The organism is Porphyromonas cangingivalis (assembly GCF_900638305.1).
GTDB lineage: Bacteria > Bacteroidota > Bacteroidia > Bacteroidales > Porphyromonadaceae > Porphyromonas_A > Porphyromonas_A cangingivalis.
In genome coordinates, this window is record NZ_LR134506.1 from 1,632,858 (window position 1) to 1,653,461 (window position 20,604).

Consider the following 20,604-nt stretch of genomic DNA (forward strand, 5'->3'; position numbering starts at 1 on the left):
ACTTTGTGCTGGCATATACGGGCGTTTTCACAATTCGGGAGCCGTGGGCATTACTCCATTGCTCGGATCTTCTCCTCGATGAAGGCAATCTCGCCCTCGTCTAAGCTGTATTTACGATAGAGCTGGCGGTCGATGGCTGTCACACTCTGCGTCCAGTCGATGTCCGCCTCCTCGGTAAAGTCTTGCAGTGGAATTAAGCTGAAAACATTCTGATTAACCTGCATTGTGCCATGTCCCAAGAATAAGAGAAAGCGGAAGAAGTTCGTATATATATAAGTTGAACAATTGTTCATGTATTCCTCCTTGTCAAAAGGACCAATTAACAAGAATGTCTCAGTGCATATCTCATTGGGGTACGATTTAATATGCTCTGGTGGAATTACGGCGTCAGACGAGTAAGTAGTAGTGAAAAACAACTTGTGAGACTTCAATGCATTGTACTTATCTGAGATGTCAGTAGGCTTTATATAACCAACGAGACGTTTAGCTCCACCTTTTTTCCCCTTAACACCAAACACTTTGATAGATCCTTCGAAAGGCTCAAAGGATAACTGCAAATTGGGATATTTGTCGGGGGTGTTGAACAAATCCTTTCTGAGACCAAAAGGACGTGTTTTCGAAAGTATGGTAGAAAAGCGTACAACGTCTTGGCGACAAACTTTCTTTAAGATGGGTAATACTCTAACATCTCTGACTACAAAGTCGCAAAAGTCATTTTGAAGATGTACAATATCTTGGACTTCTTGACCTTCCATCGTAACATAGGTATATTCTATTCCCTTGGCTTTCTTGTTCTGATCCCACCTGAAATAGCAAATACCTCCATCATTATGAGCAGTTGGAAAAATAAATCGGTCGTTTCTATAATCCTTTATATAAGAAAGTCTGCTATCGCTTTTCATGGCTTCGAGAAACGTTCGTAATTCAGTTCTTCCTCCTACCATCCATTTTGAAGGAATAATGAGACTCACGAATTTTCCTATACTGAAAGCAATATCTGCAAATCTATGGTATATGGGAGCTGCTGCATCATTAGCTCCTGCTCCACCATCCATCACCTGATACGGTGGGTTGCCTATAATAGCGTCTATCTTCATGTTTTCGTCATTGTTGATTTTCCAAAAGCGTTTGCCCGAGCGTAGCATATTTACCACACTGTCGGGCTGGCTTGTAATGTTCTCAATGAGGTCGGGGTAGTACTCGGCATGCACCGCTACATCGCGGAAGCCACGCAGGGTGCGCATCGTGATGTAGCGTGCCATAGGCGTCTTGCAGACTACGAAGATATTCTCCTCGAGCGTTCTATCCCAAAGCATGAGTGCCGTGGCACGATTGACCTCTCCATATCGCTCCCGAGCCTCCTCTATTCGAGTGCGGTAAATGTTATAGGCAGCATAGAGCGGATAGAGACCACTCTTGGAGTTAATCTCTAGGATGACGCTCCGAGGGCGAAACACCTCCGCCGTAACTCCCTTGTGCTCGATATACCGTGGCAAATCGAGGGGCGTGGTAAAGTCTTCGTTCATGAAGCAATAGCCCCCAAGGCTATCGCCAAGGTGCATATTGACCACACGCCAAGGCGTAAGTACGGTTTCCTTATCGGGATTGCGGAAGGTAGCGAAGATACTCGCTAGGCGTGCTATGCGCTCCTCGATGGTAAACTTATCCGCCATGCGAGCCATCTCACGAATACGTTTGCCTGCCTCACGGAAGATGTCAGGGTCGTAGTATCGCTTAAACTTGCGAAACACTTGCTTGGTCACGCCCCGAGGCATAAACTCCTGCCAAGACTGCTCATCTACGAGGTTGGCAAAGTTGTCGATGGTTAGCTCCTTGTCTTCGTCTTTCATTTCCGCCCCATAGAGCATGAGCGGCATACGAATAGAGATACCTCTGAGGATAGAGATAGCCTCTCGACGCTGATCGCCCTTGGCTTTGAGTTCCTCCAATCGGTGTTGCTCCTCGGGGGTAAGGTCTTTCTTTTTCTTCTTCTCGAGGCGTTCTTTCTCCTCGTATTGCTCATTGGTCAGCCCTTGGCGATTGATATCGATATCGCCTACCTTGGGCATGGCTTTCGTTTTGCCAATGATACCTTTGAGAGCGTCAAACTCCTTGAGGTCTACCTCGGTCAGTTTGAGTAGCTCATCGTTATAGAGAGCTCCGTTTTCAAAGCCATCCTGCACAACCTTCTCAATCTGCGCTCGTTTAAGCTGAGCAAGCATGGTCTCTACCTTGTATTGCTTCATCTGGCTTCCTTCAATAGCAATGATGGGGCAGAAGTTGAGGAAGTCGCCCAAGATTTTGCGGTCTCCCTCGCTTTGCTTGCCTGCCTTGTGTGACACTTTTGCTGCCTCAGCAAGGACACGCAGGGTACGGTCGGGAGCAAAGTCGAAGGCGTAGCAGTCGGTCTTCATACGCCCATTATGGGTATAGGGCGTTTGCACACGGAAGATCGTTTGCATATAGCCTGCTGCAGAGGTGCAGTAAGCGCCTGCCATCATAAACACGCCTGTCCAAGGCTTGACGCTCACCCCCGTAGTCAATCGTCCGCACGAGAGGGTAATGGTATAGGTCTCGTCAGGGTCTTTCCCGATAGCCTTGTTGACCAGCTCTAGAGCATCACGGCTTTCCTCCTCGTCATCGCCATCGCCAGCCACATTGACCACTCGGAAGAGCCCAAAAACAGGGTGCTCACTCAGCTTGCGACTCAGTGCCTTGGCCGCCTTGACGCCAGGCAAAATCCAAAGGGTGTGACGGAATATCTGTCGAAACGCCTCATTGGAATAAGGATAGAGCGAATCCTCGGCATCCGTAGTGAGCAGAGCGAGGAAGCGATCTATATCTCCCTCGTGAACAAAGCTACCGTCCTCTTTAGTGCGAAAGAACTCTCGGAAGTTGAAGGCTTTCTCTTCATCACTATACTCGCTCATCAGACGACCAAGGTCGTAGGTGTAGATATGTATCGCAGGTAGGGAGGCATAGGGATTGGTATCGCCCAAATGATTGATTTCCCAATCGATCTTGGCTTGTTGCTCCATGACATAGTCCCATGTAAAGACCTCGCCCTCCTTGTGATCGTCGAGCAGGTTGAAGGGTGTCCCCGATAGGCGTAGCGTCTTTGTCTCTTTACCAATAAGGAGCTCAAGCACCGCCTTGCCAAGTTCTGTTTGCGTTCCTTCGTGGGCTTCGTCCACAATGACCAAGTCCCAAGCGGTGGAGAAGATCTCATTGTTTTTGTCAAACTTCCCCCCACCTCTCGCGAACCACGCATGTCCTGCATCGAGGCAAAGTAAACATACCTCTTGCCTTGTGTCGCTAATCTCTGAAGCGAAGCAAAGCTCTCGCCCTTATTGTGTGAACCATAATGCCATTCGGGACGGTCGTAAAAAGTCTTACCAAAATCTTCGAACCAACTCGCATCTACCACAGGGCGGTGTGTGATGATGATGGTACGCTGCGCCTCCATCTCTCGGGCAACACGCAGGGCACAGAGCGTCTTACCAAAACGCATCTTAGCATTCCATAGCATTTGATTGCCTCGACGGAACTGCTTGAGCGTACGCTCGACAGCGTCCTTTTGCTCGGGGCGTAAGATAATAGGATTATCGGCAGCAGTAACTTCGCTCGCCTTCAGGCTTTCTTTACCCTCTTTGATAGCAGCAATAGCTCGCTTGACAGTTTCCAAATCGCATGCATACCATTCGGTAGCACCCTTAAACTCTTTACGCTTAACCCCGGAACGCTCCAGAACCTTATGCACCTCTTTGTCGTTGAAGGAGCAGATACTCCCCCTTTGGATATATATGGTAAGCTCTGTGTGGAGCAGTTCATAACTGATGCCAGCCGTTTTGGTATACTGATCTATACGGGCTCGTGCGGCATCATTAAGGGCAGGACTATTGGGCTCTGTAGATGCCGAACCAACATCTCCTAATGTTGTTTCGCCTATCTTGAGGCTGCCTTCGTGTTGACTATCTGAGATAGCAAACACATAAATGAGGCGAGGCTTGAGCGAAGAATCAAAGGTTGCCATGGTTATATGTTGTGTTTAATAAGATCTATAAATCGAATCTTGCGATTGTTTTTGCCTGTCTTGGGATCTTTGCAACCCCACTCACGAATGAGACAGTGAGCGCCATTGTGCCCTTTGAATGTTTCATTCTGACATCCTGGGCAAAGGACAGTACGCTCGACCTCTTCGAATAGGTTCTGCTCTATAACAACTTCGTTATGTTTACAACTATTCGGAATAACTCCACGAAGGCCGTCCATCTGAAAGACATTCCACGCAATAATGTAGGCAATATATTTTATGGAGCGAAGCTCGGGTTGCTTACCAAATTTTGCGGTGTAATACTCAATGAAAGTCATCAGTAAGGCTTCTCTTGCAAGCAAGAGATTGTCCCCCTGCCACTCATAGGCATAAATGTTTTTATAAGCCTCTTGCGCCATCTTGAGCCACTCCCCAGAGCTATTTGTATTTTCCGAAACGACTCGCAGCTTTCTGTCGAGCATGCCGATGCGTTGTGGTATAGGAATAAACTCTCCTGTCGTAGCATCATAACGACTTACGATATAAGGAGCTTCTCCACAGGTTATTTCCATACGAGTCGAGCGGACATAGTCTTTCCATGTTTTTCCCTCGGGGAACACAATAGGTTCAGTGGTGGCTGTCCATGTTTTCGTCTCATTGTTTTCTTGGTTGAAAACATCTTTACGTCCAAACCAAGCCTCATCAATCAGATTGTTCTGGGCATTACAAATCCACGATGGGGTAAATACCTCTGCCTTATCTTTGGTACGCCCTATCTGCTCTGCTCGAGATTTGAGCACCCGTGGTTGTATGATTGACCCTCGTTCGCCTGTAATACAAGCGACAGTAATGGGAGAATAATATCCATATTCCGCTCCTAGAGGCTCATAGTTATCTGTAGCCCAGAAGATATTATTTCCTGTGGTGTGATCTCGAAGTAGCTCCGTGAGCAGCTCCTCCGATTGATTCCGCAAATCGTTTTCGCTAATATCTATATTGGACCTCATATTCACTTGCTTGTGTTCTCAAATTCTGCAACCCACTCTTTTACTTTCTCCTGCAATAGAGCTTTGTCTGGGAGGTATAGTTGATAAGCGGAAGCATAGATGTTAGCATCCTTTGGGAGCGTGAGCTCTACCAATGCATCATTTTTGTTCTCGCATAGCAGGATGCCTATTGTAGGGCTTTCAAATTCTTGTCTGACATAGCGGTCATAGTAATTGACATACATTTGCATCTGCCCTAAATCTTGGTGAGAGAGCTCGCCTATCTTCAAATCAATCAGTACATAGCACCGCAATAGCCTATTGTAAAATACCAGGTCTACATAAAAGTGCTTCTCTTCAAACGTGAAACGCTTTTGCCTTGCCTCAAAAAGGAAGCCTTTTCCAAGTTCGAGCAAGAACTGCTGCATTTTACCGATGATAGCGTGTTCAAGTTTGCTCTCTGAATAAACCACATTAGACTTCAGACCCAAGAATTCCAAAGTAATCGGGTCTTTGATGATATCTTCAGGCTTACTTATGATTTGTCCTTCTTGTGCGAGGCGCATAACGCCTTCTTTGTCTCGGCTTAAAGCTAATCTTTCGTACAGGCTACTCCCAATCTGTCTTGACAGTTGACGTTTCGACCATTGCTGTTGCGTGCATTCTATTTCGTAGAACCGTCGGGCATCGAGATTGTCTACTCGCATCAAAAGCAAATAATGAGACCAAGATAGGGAGAAGTTGGGTGTACTATCTTCAATTTGACAACCAGTGGCTGTCAAATTGCTATAGGCTAAATAAAATTGTCTGATTTGTCGCAAGTTTGAATAGCTCCACCCTATGCCAAAATGTTTAGTTAATTTAGCAGAAAGGGATTGTAGTACCTGCTTACCGTATTGAGCTCTTTCTTCGCCCCGCAACTCCTCTTCAAAGATGTATTGCCCAATACGATACTTGGTATATACCTCTGTGAGGTTAATTGACGTGGCGATTCGTGCCCGACTTTCTTCTATGAGTCGTGCAATTTTAAGGAATAATTCCTCTGTGTTTGTTCTTCGTTCTAAGCTCATATCTACAAAGGTACAACATCAAGAAGTTAATAACGAAAGATTTAGAGAATTATTGAACAGATGCAACGATTTTCTTTGATTTCAGCCGTTTTTCATCGGATAATCAGTACCTTTGCGAGTAAGAAGTGAGGGATACTTATAAAATTGCAAAATCAAGAAACAAGAAGCACCTTGCTCATTTTCTATCCGTTCCCCTCAGCCGAGTAGATACGTCACTATCTACTTAATATCAAACCATTAGCTCTCTACAATCCGATTTTATCCGGAGACACAGGAGCTCTCCGGATGTCTCGATAAGGGATGACAGAGGCTATTGTTCACGAAAGTTTTTCGATACGAAGTACCGTCCTATCATCTTGCGTCCACTAAGAAAAGTTCAGAAAACCTCCGAAAAAGGTAGTCTGACTTGTTTTTGAATATCCAGGAACTTTTCGGCAAACACCGAAAAAAGGTGATCGTCAGCCTAAAAAACTCATTGTCTATCTTTTTTCTTGCCCCTCTACGAAAAAAGGATTACGTTGTGAACGACAGGGTTGAGTACCAACGATGGAAGCCCATGCCTTTTTGTCAGGAGGGAAAAAGGTTGAGGTTATTTTGATGGGCTTCACAATTTTGAATAACATAAAAACTTTACAATCATGAAAACGAAATTCATTCAACCTCTGATCTGGGCACTTGCTTTTGCATTGGCTCTGCCAGCTTGTGACAAAGACAACGGCACAGAGCCTGACGATCCTTACACCCCACCCGCAGAGGGAAAGGTATTTATGCCTGTCCTTGTGCATAAAGTGGACATGGAGAAGGTAAAAGAAACAGAAAAAGCCCGGGGGGGACACTTAGACAAAATGGTACCTGCAGATCTATCGAAAGATAGAGACTACGACACCTATACCTTCAAATACGAAGGCAAAGAGGTCGAGGAAATAAAATATGAGGTGCAGACACAAGACAAGACCTTGCTGATGGCTAAGGTGAAAGTGAGCTCCAACTCAGGGGTGGAAGAGATGAACAATCTACTCAAAAAGAAGGGTTTCAATGATGATCACATCTTGGCAAAAATGCTGAAATCGGACCTCACGAGAGAGAGCGAGGACGACCTTTTCGTCTGCAAGACACAAGGCGATGACCCCGGCAAATGGTTTAATTTTGAACAATACGAGAAACAAAGAAAGGCGATGCCAACCATCAAAAATCTCAACGAGGGCTGGTACGATTTCATGAAGAATCAAGCATTCAAATTAGCCCAGGTACGGAATTTTGAGATTGAAGACAATAATGGCCAACTACTGGAAGAGAAGAAAAAATCATACGGGAAATATGAGGGTCAGATCATCTTTGCAAAGTTCCGTCCGAACGAGAAATACGGGTCGCAGATCCTAAGAGGGTACTTCTTCGACTGGGATGATGAAAAGAGTGCTGACGAGGCCGGCTACATCAATGAGATCATCTTCATCTATACCGACCCTGCGTTGGGTCATTATAAAGACCCGAGACACGATCTGTCGATACCAACAAGAGAGCTACTTGCCCTCCTTAAGAAAGGAGGATTTGAGTTTGACAAGAATGACAGAAATATGCTCTTCTTCAAACGAAATGATTCAAGCAAAACGCTGAGCTATGTGCTGAGATCAAGAGGATTTGACGATGTCGAAGATGGACGAGAAATATTCGCCATGAACCTCATCGGAGAATAAAAGTTAGTAAACTTAATGATTGGGTATTCCTCCATGCCCATACGTAATAGACAAAGAGACAAAGGACACCCTCGACTTTCACGTCGAGCGGTGTCTTTTTCCTTTATGGTAGGCGTCCGATCCGCGAGCGAACTCAATCATCACGACTACCGGATCACCCTTGACTCATTACGGACGAACACAAGTCGCTGCGGGTATTCTTCCGAAAAAGCACAAACCCGAAAAAAGTCGTTAAGATCGATAGCGAAGGTCGTTAAGATCGATGACGAAAGTCGTTAAACTTGATTTTGACCATCGAACGAGGTTATCAGTCGATAAGTCAGCTCACAATTTTTCTCTGACTATCACACCGAAAGCCGACAAAGAGAGTCACACTCATAGGTACAATGGACAACACTGACGGTAGTGTCCGAAAAGAGTGGAGTATGCGAACACCAAGAAAAAAGGTGATTATCAGCCCCAAAAACTCATTTCTATCCTTTTTTTTCTTGCCCCTCCACGAAAAAAGGACTACATTGTGAACGACAGGGTTGAGTACCAACGATGGAAGCCCATGCCTTTTTGTCAGGAGGGAAAAAGGTCGAGATTATTTTGAGGGGCTTCACGATTTTGAATAACATAAAAACTCTACGATTATGAAAACAAAATTCATTCAACCTCTGATCTGGGCACTCGCTTTTGCATTGGCTCTGCCTGCTTGTAAGAAAGACAACGGCGCCGAGCCTGATGACCCTTACACCCCACCCGCAGAGGGAAAGGCATTTATGCCTGTCCTCGCTCACAAGGTAGATATGGAGAGGGTCGAAAAGATAGAGAAGGCTCGTGGGGGACGCTTGAGCAAAGTAACACACTCGGATGAGGGGAATTATGACACGTATGTTTTTGAATACGGATTCTTCCAAGAGACAGACGTCCAGGAGATCGTGTATGAGGTGCGTACGGCAGACAAAACACTTCTGAAAGCCGAGGTAAAACTGCCGACCTATATAGGGGCGAGAGACATGAAAAATCTCCTCAAAAAGGAGGGGTTCAACGATGATCACATCTTGAGTAAGATCGCCGCCTCCGACCTCGCGAGAGAGGACGAAGATGCTCTCTTCAGTTGCAGAATAAAGGATCTCGATCCCGGGAAATGGTTCCATTTCAAACAGTTTGATAAGCAAAGGAAGTCCATGCCAACGATCAAAGATCTCAACGGATATTGGTATGACTTTTTGAATAACCAAGCCTTCAAGATCACTCAAGTGCGCAACTTCGAGAGCAGATACAAAAGTACGCTTCTGGAAGAGAAAAAAGTAACGGATGGTAAATATGCGAATCAAATAAGACATGCAATGTACCGTACACATGCCAATCATGCGCCTCAAATCATAAGGGGGTACTTCTTCAACTGGGATGAAGAACTCAGCCCTCAGGAATCCGGCTACATCAATGAGATTATCTTCATCTACACAGATCCCGCACTGGGCTTCTACAGAGATGAGATACACAAGATAGATATCCCGACGAGGGAGATGCTTGCGCTCCTAAAAAAGGAAGGATTCAAGATAGAAACAACATATTGGAGCGAAGACCATTATGTTTTCTACTTCAAAAACGAGACTAAGAAACTAAAATATGTCTTGAGAGCATGCACATTTGATGATGTTGAAGGTGGACGAAAAATCATGGCTCTAAACCTCTTTGAAAACAAAGATGACTGACCTCGAAGAGTCATGGGTAGTCCTCCCTACCCATAACTCATCGATGAGGACGGAGACCATTGCACTGTCTGCCCCATGCTCTTCGACAAAAAGAGCACACATTCTTGCTTGGAGGAAAGTGTCCACAATCGACAATACCGACAGAGTCATGACCTATGGCGGTCAGATCTTTGTCATCCTCTCCTTGAGGACCTCATAAAAAGAGGGAGCTGTGACAAAATGCGCTATTGTCACAGCTCCCTTTGATTTATCCGGAATCGTGTTATCAGGGCTTGAGTGGATCCGGAGTCATTGTGCCGGCCTTGACGATCTCAAAGTCGGAAGTAGAGTTGTTGTCATCGACATACTTCTTACCATCGTGCTTGCGTCTCATCGCATTTCCGAGAAATCCTAATCTCTTTGCGACGATGGCATTGGTCTCCACATAACGAATGGTAGCGAATGCGCCGGCATCGATCTTCTTGCCTACCGGTGTGGTCAGAAATCTTTCGGTGGGCGCGATGGTGACCGCATCGATGATGGCACTATTGGGGATCACAAGTGCAGTCCTGTCGACGTTTGCCGATCCACCGCCATGAGTGCCGACAGTGAGCTTGAAGTTCTTGATGTGAGAGTTGATCTTATCGTTCGAAAGCTCGTCTCGATCGAACTTCACAAGAGCAATGGTCTGAGACTGTGAGAAGGTGAAAGCTTTCTCTCCGTCGACGGGATAAGCGGGTACCATATAAGGTACGGCCGGATTAGCCGGATAATCGGACAGATCGGCATGCGACTCCATTTGTTCGGCTGTGACCCACTGGAAGCTTGTCACTCCGGTAAAGTCGAAAGACTCGGGATTGGCTTTTGAAGCCTCGTCGCCATCGGCATCGAGGATGGGCTTGGTGTAGTCGCCTGCCCATGCGGTGAGGAGCTTGACTTCTCCCGGCTTGATGGGGTATTGTGTCCCATTACCGGGGAAGTAGATGACGCTGGACACGGCCATGAAAGACTCTCTGAAGTCTTCGCTCGCCTCTACAAAAATGAGGGGATCTGTAGACCCGAAGTATGATGTGACAAGTGCGAGCTTGTCGAGGTACATCTCTTTGTCTGTGGGATTGTAGATCTTGATGTATTTGTTTCTTGCGTCTGTATAGGCATAATCTACGACTGTGCCGTCTTTCTTTTTCACTTCGCCGGTCTTGAAGTAAGAGCCGGTATGGAAGACCTCAAGGATCACGAGGTGATCGAGCTGCTTCTCTGAGTCAGAGACGTCGTCATTGGTTTTGCGTATGCAACCGGTCAAAGCCAACCCCACAAGGAGGGTCAAGGCAAGAAGTTGATTGATAGACTTTTTCATTTTTGTTCTGTTTTATTTTTAGGTGTTATATATTTGACGAATATCTTACTTACAAGAACCAAGAACCGAAGCCATTACCTCCGACACCGTCGTCTCCGTGGATGATGACGTCCCGGGTCGCTTCGAAGGCTTCGACAGGCGAGAGTCTCATCTCCTTGCCAAGGTGCCAGTAGTAAGGCTCGTAGGGGTCGGGATCGGTGGGGTCGGTGTCAAAACCGTAGGTGAAGACCTTGACAGGGATATTGAATCGAAGGATCTCTTCCCAATCAGCCTCATTCGCAGGTCCTGTGTATTCGGAACACATGAGGGTCGACTTGCGCCCTGTCTGTATGTCCTCGGGGATAGGGAAGACGACCTTGTTGCCATCCTTCTTCTTCATCACTCTCACCGCCACGTAGAGCTTGGGGAGGAGGTGGGTCGAACGATAGTGAGGCTTGCCGTTTTTGAGTGTTTCGGGCCAGCGTTTGCCATTGTAACCTGACCACGCATCGATGCCGGGAGGATCGAAGTCGAACTTCAAGTGTCCCTTGAGGCCGACTCTGTCGACATCGGCAAATCTTGCATTGTACAAGTCCTTCTTGGTGAGGGGTGGCAGGAGCTTGATGTTGTAGTAGTCGCGTGCACCATCGCCCATGTCTTCGTGCGTCCATGTGTCACGATAGACGTACTGGAAGACCTTGGGGGTGTCCTCCTGCCTTGCGATGAAGGTATTGGAGCGTTGGGAGAAGTACTCGCTGGGGATAGAGTCCTGGATGGGCCAGTTCGGCTTGCCAGGCTCGGGGGTGTAGTCTTCGTTGAGCCAGTCTCTCTTGTAAGCACCTTCGCCACCACGCCAACGGTAGTCCATGATGGTATAAGGCTCGCCTTTGTCGTCGACATCGCTGACGGTGAAGAATATCTGATACTTCTGAGACTGATCGTAGATCTTGTCGTTGATGAGCTTACCGCTCTTGTCGTAGAAGTAAAAACACAATCCCCACAATCTGTGTGTGTCCCCGATGATACGGAAGTAGTCGGGTCCCTTGAAGCCTCTCTGTGCTTCCTGGAAAGTGATCGTCGACTTCGTGTCCACCTCGATCACGGGGCCTGTGGGGGTGTTGCGTACGACGGCGAACTGCTCCTGTTGCCATGGAGCTTTGTCATAGACATAGTTGCCATGAAGCATACCGTAGCCGTGTGAGTGTCCCTCCTTGACCATGATAAGACAAGTCGCCCAGTCGGCAAACGCTCCCTCGGGATCGGGATTCTTGAGGTTGGGAGTGGTCACGATGGGCGGTGTCTTGAAGTAGATGTCCGCCTTGGTGCGTGGCACCTTGAGGTTGAGGATGGGGTTGTCTTTCTCGGGCACTTTGATGCTGCCGTAGATGAAGTCTCTGCAGGAGGACATGAGGGCGCACACACACGCCCCTACGGCCAATACTTTTATGGTCGAGTAAATTTTATCTTTCATCACTATTTAGAATCTGGTGAATGGTAATCTTTGGAAGAATGTGTTGACGGACTCTTCGTCTCCAAACATATTGTTGATGTCGGCTTCTTTTGTCTGAGGGTAGTACCTCCGGACGTCTTTCAAGAACTTTGTCCTGTCTCCATCCAAGTCTGCGATGACCCTGAAAGGCAGAGGATAATCGATGTCGAAGGTGTTCCAAGAGCTTGGGAACTCGTTGTACTTATGGACATTGTAGCCGTAAGTGGCATATTTGCCCTTGTTGCCGCTACCGTGTCCGCTATTTCCTCCCGAGTCTCTCTTTGCAGAGATGATGTGGCAGATACATACACGCATCTGAAATGCGATGTCGGACTTCTTGAAGCCCAAAAGCCCCTTGAAGCCCAAAGCATCCAACTTTGCACCCTGAGCGAGACTTCTCTTTTGGCGCAACAAACCTACATTTTGTCCAAACCTGTTGCGATAGAGGTCGTCGTTGAGGATACGTGCTCCTATCTCGCTGTCGACGGGATCGGTGTCTCGATAGTCATACCGGAAGATCTCTCCGGCGACGGACTTGAGGCTCTCTATACCCTTTGTCTTGAAGAGACGGTACTCCTTGCCTGTCGCAGGATCGGTATATGGCTCTGTGGCCGCTTTGGTCTGTGCCGCCTCCACGGCCTTGTAAGCCAATGCGAGATCATACCTTATAGGCTGACCCTCCTCTGCTGTAGGAGCATAAGCCACATAAGGCGTGACGAGTCCGGCTTTGATCTTCTTCTTGTTTGAATTCAGTTCGAAGAGATAGTCCTCATAGTAGACGCTGTCCAGACTCATAGGATAGACGAGAGGCTGCTTGCTGAGCGAATAGTTCTGCACGGAGAAGAAGGTCTGATGCTGCTCCAATGTCGAAGCATCCGCATCTTTTTCATCGTAGGTGGAGAACTGATAGTTGATCAACTGATTGTTGAGGTCGAAGTACTTCAGTTCAAGCGCATAATAGACATCTTTACCCTTGATGACATCGAAGGCTTTCCTGTCGGATTCGATCTCGAACTCGCCCTGATTGTTCTTGACGATCTTGATCTCTTGATACAGAGGTATGGCTGAGTATTTTTGGGAGATCTCGTAGGCCGCATAAGCCTTCACGGAGCTGGTGGCATTTATGCGGATAGGCTTCTTCATCGGACGAGTGTATCTGAGTATGGCCTGGACGGATGCTATTTGTTCGTGTCCCTTGACATCACGCTCGATGGATGATGGGGGAGCCTTGATGATGGACTTAAAGAGCTCTTCACCCTGCTTGTCGGTACACGATGCGAAGACGAACACCGCTAAGATATATAGGAAAAATCGGTTCATGTCTTTGTTATTGATTTAGAAGGTGATGATGGTACTCAACGTGAACTCCGATCCTCGGGCATGGGCGTAGTATCTGAATCTATCGGTATACTCCTTGTAGAGGGCGTTGAGCATATTCTTGCCGAGGAGGACGAACTTGATGTTTTTGTCCTTAGAGAAGTCATATTGTAGCTCCATGCTGCCATGAAGCAAGGTGTATGCCGGAGGGGTGTCACCCACGAGGTCTTTCTCCGGGTCGAACCTCTTCTGCTTTGTGACGAACTGTCCTTCCAACGAATAAGAAAGGTGCCAAGCCTTCTTCGCTCCGAGGTCCACACCATGTGCCACCTCAAGGCCATACCTGTCCGAAGGCATGAAAGGCAACCATGCATCCTGTGTGAGATTGCGAGCATAGATCCACTCACCTTTGGACGATACGGACAGCCCCTTGATGGGAGATACGGTCAAGGTGAGGTCTCCACCCATGAGACGGGCATCGTCTTGTCCGTAGACGAACTTCGGATACTTACCGCTCGGGTGGTTGTGAAACCTGTCCTTCCCCTGACCTATGTCGTCATAGATATAGTTGTTGACCCTTTGGTAAAACACCCCGGGCTCTATCGACCACCATGAGCCCGAATACTTACCTCCGAGGATGGCCTTGTAGCCACGTTCGGCAGTAAGGTCTTTGTTACCCACGACCCAGTAGATACCGTGGTTGAGTCCCGAAGCATATAGCTCGTTGACATCGGGTGGTCTCCATGCCCAGCCTATGTTGGCACGCAATTCCATGTTGTCGGACACTTGGTAATGACCGGCGATGCTGGATGTGAAGTTGTAAAACATCTTGAAGTCCTTGTAGTACTTGAAGGACGACAGCCCCGCATACCCATCCACAGACATCGCACGTATGTCGTAACGCATACCGGCAGACAGTTCGAGAGGACCGAAAGTCGCCTTGTGTAGAGCGAAGTAACCCACCGTACCGGCAGCATAGTTGGGGATGAAAGCCGGTTGCTTTGTCCCGGGGACATTGTAGTTGTACTGATAAGAAACGGTGGCTCCGGCCTGTGTAGACATATTCCACTTCGACCACTTACCATTCCACAGCGCATCGGCACTGTAAGAAGTGAGCTGAAGATCTTGTACGGGGATCCAACTCAATCGAGGATCCTTCCTATTCTCATACTCCTGTCGGATATTGTCCTGATAAGTCACCTTGAAGAGGACATCATGGTCTCTGTTGATGTACCACTTGAGGTCTCCTTTGAGGGTGAAGTGCTGGGTCTGCTGGAGAGGAGGCTCGACCTTGTAGGAGAAGGGGTGGATGCTGCTCTCATCGGGACGTCCGGCCTCAAAGCGAGACAAGAGCTGATTGACGTCCGATATCTTGCTGTTGTAATACAGACCCGTGCGCTGGTAGAAGAGACTCGTGTACACCGTCGCAGTGATGTTGCGAGACTTGTATCCCATCAGTGCGGAGTGACTGATTGTGGTGTAGCCGGTGTTGTTGAGACGGTAATCGGCACTGCGATAGTCCCCGGCCTTCTGCACCAACCCATGGATGCGCAGCCCGAGGTTTTTGTACCCGAAGTCTGCCGTCATCGATCCATATCCGCTGCGAGCATTGGTACCGTAGCTCAGGTTCGCCTTGCCCGAGACGAAGAGCTTGTCATGTCCATAAGGCAGAGGTGTCTGATTGAAGAGGACTACCCCTCCCACAGCACCGTAACCATAACGGATGGACTCCGCACCTTTGATGACCTCGATGACATTGGAGCCGGTGTGGTCGATCTCCGGAGCATGGTCATCGCCCCAAGTCTGACTTTCGAGACGTACACCGTTATTGATCAGCAGGATACGACTGCTATGCATCCCTTGGATCACCGGCTTGGCGATCGTACTCCCCGTGCTGATCATGCTCACTCCGGGGAGGTTCTCCAAGAGCTGAGCAAGAGAGACAGACGAACTGCGCTCCAATAGCTTCGCATCTATCTGAGCCGTCTGTTGCAACTTGTTTGTATGGTTATTGTACTGCCCTTTGACCGTGACGCCCGAGAGCTCATGGATCATGGGGGTCATCCGGACGATGAGTTCCCTCTTTCCTTTGGGGATATTGTATATCGCACTCTTGATCTCCTTGTAGCCCAGAGCCTTTACAGAGAGGGTGACCTGACTGCCGGAGACATTATGGAGGGTAGCCACCCCATCGGCATCTGCGACGAAAGTGAGCCTTCCCATCTTGACGAGTGCACCGGGGATAGTCTCCTTTGACTGCGTACTGAGCACATGCACCTTCAGAGGCGTATCCGATGAGGCATAGGCAGCCTTCGGAATCATGAGCAAGAGCACAAACAGCGTCAGCAACGCTTGTGAAATAAATCCTTGTCGATTCATTGGTCGGTTTTATCAGTAATTAATAGTATTCAAAAAACTCTTACCTGAGATTTTATGTGGATTGATGAAGTTTCGTCATTGAGTTTAACCGAAAGCAGACGCCCTCCCTCCTCAGTGAGAAAGGGGGACATCGCTTTCGTTTTCTATTTTTCCGGGCACAAATTTAGTTAAAAGAAATATTTCTTCTTTCAAATAAAGAAGAAAATACCCAAATATGGGTAATTTTTTTTGTCTGCACAGAGCCAACCCGAGTAGTGGTGCGAGACCAGAGATTGAATCCCGCTCAAACGCCCCACCCCGAGTCGGCCCCCCTTCTCACTCAGGCAATCCGACCGGTCAAAAAAAGTCGTTAGACTCGATGACGAAAGTCGTTAAGATCGATGACGAAAGTCGTTAGACTCGATTTGGAGGATCCTACGAGGCGATGAAACCGCTTCGGAGAGGGCATATCCTCAAGGCTCGAGGAGTGTTTGTTGTTTTTCAAGAGCCGGCGGAGGTTGTTTGTACGGATTAAGCAGATTTTTCTTATCTTCATTGAAATGAGTATTCATGACGCCCACGAGATGATGCGGATGTCTCAAAGGGTTGGGAATATACCTTGGGCTTCGTATGAGAGAGATCGGGTCGGTCATGGATGGTCAGTCATGAAAGCGGATAGAAAACATAGTGGGGCGATACATTTTGTGAGCACCTCATCATCTCAAAGGGAGGGTTCGAGACGGGACGGTGAGAGCGACTTCGAGTCGGGATGTGTTGGTGGCTGTGACGACCTATCTCTTTGTGCCTAAAAGAAACTAAAACAATATTATGAATACTGACAACGTCTCCAACTATGTGAAGTACCGTTCGTGCTCGTTCGATATGAGCCGTGCGCTGACAAAGAGGTACAGCACTTCGTTTTATTCGGCATCGAACCTCTTTTCGGAGGATATACGCCCCGCCATCCACAGCATCTATGGCTTCGTACGGATCGCCGATGAGATCGTGGACTCGTTCCACGAGCATAAGCAGGCCGAACTGTTGGATCTCTTCGAACGCTCATACTATCTCGCCTACGAGTACGGCATCAGCCCCAATCCGATCTTGCACTCATTTCAGCTGACGGTGAAGCAGTACGGCATCCCCGATGAGTACATACAGGCCTTCTTGTCGAGCATGAGGGCAGACCTGGAGAAGAAGGAGTATCTGACGGCGGAGGAGACGGCGAAGTACATCTATGGCTCCGCAGATGTGGTGGGGCTGATGTGTCTGAAGGTCTTTTGCAAGGGGGATGAGCACCTCTTTGCCGAACTCGAAGGCCCGGCTATGAGGTTGGGATCGGCATTCCAAAAGGTCAACTTCCTCAGAGACCTCAAGGAGGATTGTTTCGTCTTGGGACGCAACTACTTCCCCCACCTCTCGGCAGAGACTTTCGATGAGACGATGAAGGGGGAGCTGGTCCGGGAGATCGAAGCCGACTTTGATGAGGCATACAGAGGGATACAGAAGTTGCCCAAGGGGGCTCGCCTTGCCGTACATACGGCATACAAGTATTATAGAGAGCTGTTGGCAAAGATCAAGAGGACTTCGGCAGACAAGCTCCTCAAGACGAGGATCCGTGTCCCTGACTTTCAGAAAGCCATGCTCCTACTCTCGGCACTGGTCAAAAACAAAATGCACATCCTATGAGCCTGTACGATACTAAAGATCAAGTGGTGCTGGTGGACTCGGCAGACACCGACCTCGGCACGATGGAGAAGATGGAAGCACACCAGAAGGGGCTGATGCACAGAGCAGTATCTATCCTTATCTTCAACACCAAAGGCGAATGGCTCCTGCACCAACGTGCCCAAGAGAAGTACCATGCCGGTGGTCTGTGGACAAATGCGTGCTGCACCCACCCTTATCTCGGTGAGAGCTACGAGTCGGCTGCCGAACGACGGATGATGGAGGAGATGGGGATGAAGATAGATCGTGAGAGACTGGTGCATCTCTTCGACTTCACCTACAAGGTCGAGCTCGACAACGGACTTACGGAGCACGAGTACGACAGGGTGTTTGCTTACCTCACGGATGCAGAGCCGATGCCGAATGCCGAAGAAGTGATGGCGTGGAAGCACCTCCGACACGAGGCTTTGGTCGCAGAGATCACTTCTCAGCCCGAACGATACACGCCGTGGTTCAGGATCATATTTGAAAAGACCTTGCCACACTTGGACAAAGTGAGAGCCTCGTCTTCCGAAAAACATTAAAACCCACAACAGATGCAGAAATACAGTACGACAGACCGTATCGTCATGGGGGTGATCGCCCTCTTCTATATCGTCGGAGCATTTCAACTCGGACGACCCGAGATGAGAGCTATGTATGCAGGACTGACGCCCCTGGTACTCCTCTTCTCGATGCTCTTCTTGGCGATCTATGACCGCAGCACCGAGCGTCCGAAGCTCCTGCTCTTTGCCCTCATTGTGGCTTTGGCGAGCTACGGAGTCGAGGTTTGGGGTGTCGCCACAGGGTATGTCTTTGGCGGTTATGAGTACGGAAACGAGCTCGGGACGAAGTTCGCCGAGACACCACTGCTCATCGGTCTCAACTGGATACTGCTTGTCTACATGAGTGGTGCGATGGTCGATGCGTTGCCCCGGAAGCCTCTCTATGCCGTAGCCCTGCCTTCGGCACTCATGATCGGTTATGACATCGTGATGGAGCAGGTCGCTCCCCGTATGGATATGTGGTCGTGGGAGGGGGATGTGATCCCGATGCAGAACTATGTCGTATGGGGTATATTGGCACTACTCTTCCATACCATCAGACACCTGATGAAGATCCCCATACGCAACCGTATGGCAGGCTTCCTCTTTGTCATCCAAGTCCTATTCTTCGCCGTCATCCTAATGTCCTGACCCATGCTCAAGGCCAAGCATCACCCGATCGTCTACCCTTTCTTCAGACATTATACCGAATACCTGCTGAGGCGACACTTCGGCAAGGTACGCATCGTCGGAGACTTCGAGGACAGAGGACTGCCGATACTCCTCATCGCAAACCACGTGGGGTGGTGGGATGGGTTCTGGGCTATGCACCTGAGGAACAAGGTCTTCAAGCGGAAGTTTCATTTTATGATGAGAGAAGACCAGCTCCTTCGCTATCGCTTCTTCAACCGCACCGGGGGCTTCTCGGTAAACAAAGGCAGTCGGGAGGTACTCAAGACATTGGCATACACATCGCAGCTGCTCGACGACGAGCGCAATATGGTGCTCATCTATCCACAAGGGCGTTTGCAGTCTTTGTACAGGAAGGAGTTTGTCTTTGAGAAAGGCATCGAGCGTCTCGTCGATGGGCGTCAGAGCAAGTTGCACATCGTCCTCTCCGCCAACATGATCGATTATCTCGCAGACAAAAAGCCCTCCGTGACGATGTATATACGAGACTTTGGGGGGACACTGAGCCGTGCAGGATTGGAGAGAGGCTACAACGACTTCTATGCCGACTGCCTTAGGACACAAACAAACATAGAGGGATGATCGAATATATCGCATACGTTGTCGTGGGCTTTGCGGTGCTGAGGCTCTTGGTGTCGCTGGCAAACTTCCTCTTTCGGGAGTCCTTGCCCAAGCATCCCCTTGTCACAGATGCCGACGAAGGGAGCGTGTCGATACTCATACCTGCCCGAAATGAAGCGACAAACATCGGCAACATCCTCTCAGACTTGAAGCAGATGCCCGATAAGAGTATCGGAGAGATCATTGTCTTCGATGACCAGTCGGAGGACGACACAGCAGAGATCGTGCTCAAGCACGCTCTCGAAGACCCTCGTCTGCGCTTGATACGCTCGTCCTCCTTGCCCGAGGGCTGGGTCGGCAAGAGCCACGGATGCCACCATCTGGCACAAGAAGCCAAGGGCGACTACCTACTCTTTCTCGATGCCGATGTGCGTGTACAGCCTGCATTTGTCGATCGGGCACTCTCTTACATGAAGCGAAAGAAGGTCGATCTCCTCTCCCTCTTCCCTACTCAGGAGATGAAGACTCTCGCAGAGCAGATGACCGTGCCGAATATGCACATCATCCTGCTGACCTTGCTACCCTTACCCCTCGTGAGGCTGTCGGGGTTTAGTTCCCTTTCGGCAGCCAATGGGCAATGTATGCTCTTCCACCGTGCGACCTACGACACCCTCAGACCACACGAAGCGTACCGCCATAGCAAGGCCGAAGACATCGAGATCTCCCGATACTTCAAAAGACAAAAGCGCAAAGTGTCCTGTCTCACGGGCGAAGCAGGCATCTATTGTCGTATGTACAATGACCTCAGAAGTGCCATCAACGGCTTTGCAAAGAACGTCACCTACTTCTTCGGGAGCGGTAACTCCTACCTCTCCGCCGGGTTGTATTGGTTGCTGACGACCTTCGGTGTCGTAGCCGTGGCGCATGCGTTGCCCTCCGTCTATCTATGGGGCTATGTCGCAGCCGTGGTGCTGTCACGGTTGTTCGTGTCGCTGACCGCTCGACAGTCCCCACTGCTCAATGTCCTGCTCATCATTCCTCAACAGCTCATGCTCGGTGCTTTCATCCTCCGCTCTTGGCTCAACAAGCGCAAACGCTCCTTCGAGTGGAAAGGTCGCACCCTCTAAAATCCCCTG

General features: G+C 48.8%; 14 protein-coding genes and 1 pseudogene. 8 read left to right on the forward strand and 7 right to left on the reverse strand.

The features are described from left to right. Positions 1–50 precede the first annotated feature (50 nt). The 3 genes and pseudogenes from EL262_RS06765 to EL262_RS06775 form a co-directional block, all read right to left on the reverse strand. Positions 51–4,033 (reverse strand): annotated as a pseudogene (locus tag EL262_RS06765) (Eco57I restriction-modification methylase domain-containing protein). A 2-nt stretch (positions 4,034–4,035) separates the two neighbouring features. Further along, positions 4,036–5,040, reverse strand: coding sequence for a restriction endonuclease subunit M (locus tag EL262_RS06770; RefSeq protein ID WP_078735673.1), 1,005 nt, complete (start codon positions 5,038–5,040; stop codon positions 4,036–4,038). Between the two features lie 2 nt (positions 5,041–5,042). Next, entirely contained in the window at positions 5,043–6,089 is a 1,047-nt protein-coding gene (locus EL262_RS06775; protein ID WP_078735672.1) for a PDDEXK nuclease domain-containing protein, read from the reverse strand. A 638-nt stretch (positions 6,090–6,727) separates the two neighbouring features. Here EL262_RS06775 and EL262_RS06780 point away from each other — a divergent pair. The 3 genes from EL262_RS06780 to EL262_RS06790 all read left to right on the forward strand — a co-directional run bounded on the left by EL262_RS06780 (position 6,728) and on the right by EL262_RS06790 (position 9,685). Next, positions 6,728–7,783, forward strand: a complete 1,056-nt coding sequence (locus EL262_RS06780) for a hypothetical protein (protein ID WP_078735671.1) — start codon at positions 6,728–6,730, stop codon at positions 7,781–7,783. 635 nt (positions 7,784–8,418) lie between these two features. Then, positions 8,419–9,486, forward strand: coding sequence for a hypothetical protein (locus EL262_RS06785; RefSeq protein ID WP_025838344.1), 1,068 nt, complete (start codon positions 8,419–8,421; stop codon positions 9,484–9,486). Next, positions 9,479–9,685 carry a hypothetical protein gene (locus EL262_RS06790; protein WP_025838342.1) on the forward strand — a complete coding sequence of 69 codons (207 nt, stop codon included), beginning with the start codon at positions 9,479–9,481 and terminating at the stop codon, positions 9,683–9,685. Before EL262_RS06785 ends, EL262_RS06790 begins: the two co-directional genes overlap by 8 nt. 66 nt (positions 9,686–9,751) lie before the next feature. On the opposite strand, the gene EL262_RS06795 is transcribed toward EL262_RS06790, so the two are convergent. From EL262_RS06795 to EL262_RS06810, 4 genes are read right to left on the reverse strand one after another with little or no spacing between them, the layout of a single operon-like run. Then, complete coding sequence (locus tag EL262_RS06795) at positions 9,752–10,822, reverse strand: DUF4876 domain-containing protein (protein ID WP_025838341.1); 1,071 nt, start codon at positions 10,820–10,822, stop codon at positions 9,752–9,754. A gap of 49 nt (positions 10,823–10,871) precedes the next feature. Beyond that, positions 10,872–12,272 (reverse strand): hypothetical protein, encoded by a 1,401-nt coding sequence (locus EL262_RS06800; RefSeq protein WP_025838340.1) that lies wholly within the window; start codon positions 12,270–12,272, stop codon positions 10,872–10,874. Between the two features lie 6 nt (positions 12,273–12,278). Next, positions 12,279–13,610 carry a hypothetical protein gene (locus EL262_RS06805; protein WP_025838338.1) on the reverse strand — a complete coding sequence of 444 codons (1,332 nt, stop codon included), beginning with the start codon at positions 13,608–13,610 and terminating at the stop codon, positions 12,279–12,281. 15 nt (positions 13,611–13,625) lie between these two features. Further along, a complete protein-coding gene (locus EL262_RS06810) occupies positions 13,626–15,986 on the reverse strand; it encodes a TonB-dependent receptor (protein WP_078735670.1) in 2,361 nt (786 codons plus the stop codon). Positions 15,987–16,793: 807 nt separating this feature from the next. On the opposite strand from EL262_RS06810, the gene EL262_RS06815 reads away from it, so the two are divergent. Genes EL262_RS06815 through EL262_RS06835 form a run of 5 tightly spaced genes read left to right on the forward strand, consistent with a single transcriptional unit; the run spans position 16,794 to position 20,595 of the window. Beyond that, positions 16,794–17,654, forward strand: a complete 861-nt coding sequence (locus tag EL262_RS06815; protein WP_234983421.1) for a phytoene/squalene synthase family protein — start codon at positions 16,794–16,796, stop codon at positions 17,652–17,654. Beyond that, the gene (idi, locus tag EL262_RS06820) at positions 17,651–18,217 is read left to right on the forward strand and encodes an isopentenyl-diphosphate Delta-isomerase (RefSeq protein ID WP_025838336.1); all 567 of its coding nucleotides are present in this window, start codon (positions 17,651–17,653) and stop codon (positions 18,215–18,217) included. Before EL262_RS06815 ends, idi begins: the two co-directional genes overlap by 4 nt. Before the next feature lie 12 nt (positions 18,218–18,229). Then, on the forward strand, positions 18,230–18,868 hold the full coding sequence (locus tag EL262_RS06825) for a carotenoid biosynthesis protein (protein WP_025838334.1): 639 nt from the start codon (positions 18,230–18,232) through the stop codon (positions 18,866–18,868). A gap of 3 nt (positions 18,869–18,871) precedes the next feature. Then, positions 18,872–19,489 (forward strand): lysophospholipid acyltransferase family protein, encoded by a 618-nt coding sequence (locus EL262_RS06830; protein WP_025838332.1) that lies wholly within the window; start codon positions 18,872–18,874, stop codon positions 19,487–19,489. Next, on the forward strand, positions 19,486–20,595 hold the full coding sequence (locus EL262_RS06835; protein WP_078735669.1) for a glycosyltransferase family 2 protein: 1,110 nt from the start codon (positions 19,486–19,488) through the stop codon (positions 20,593–20,595). The genes EL262_RS06830 and EL262_RS06835 overlap by 4 nt, the downstream gene beginning before the upstream one ends. Positions 20,596–20,604: the final 9 nt, after the last annotated feature.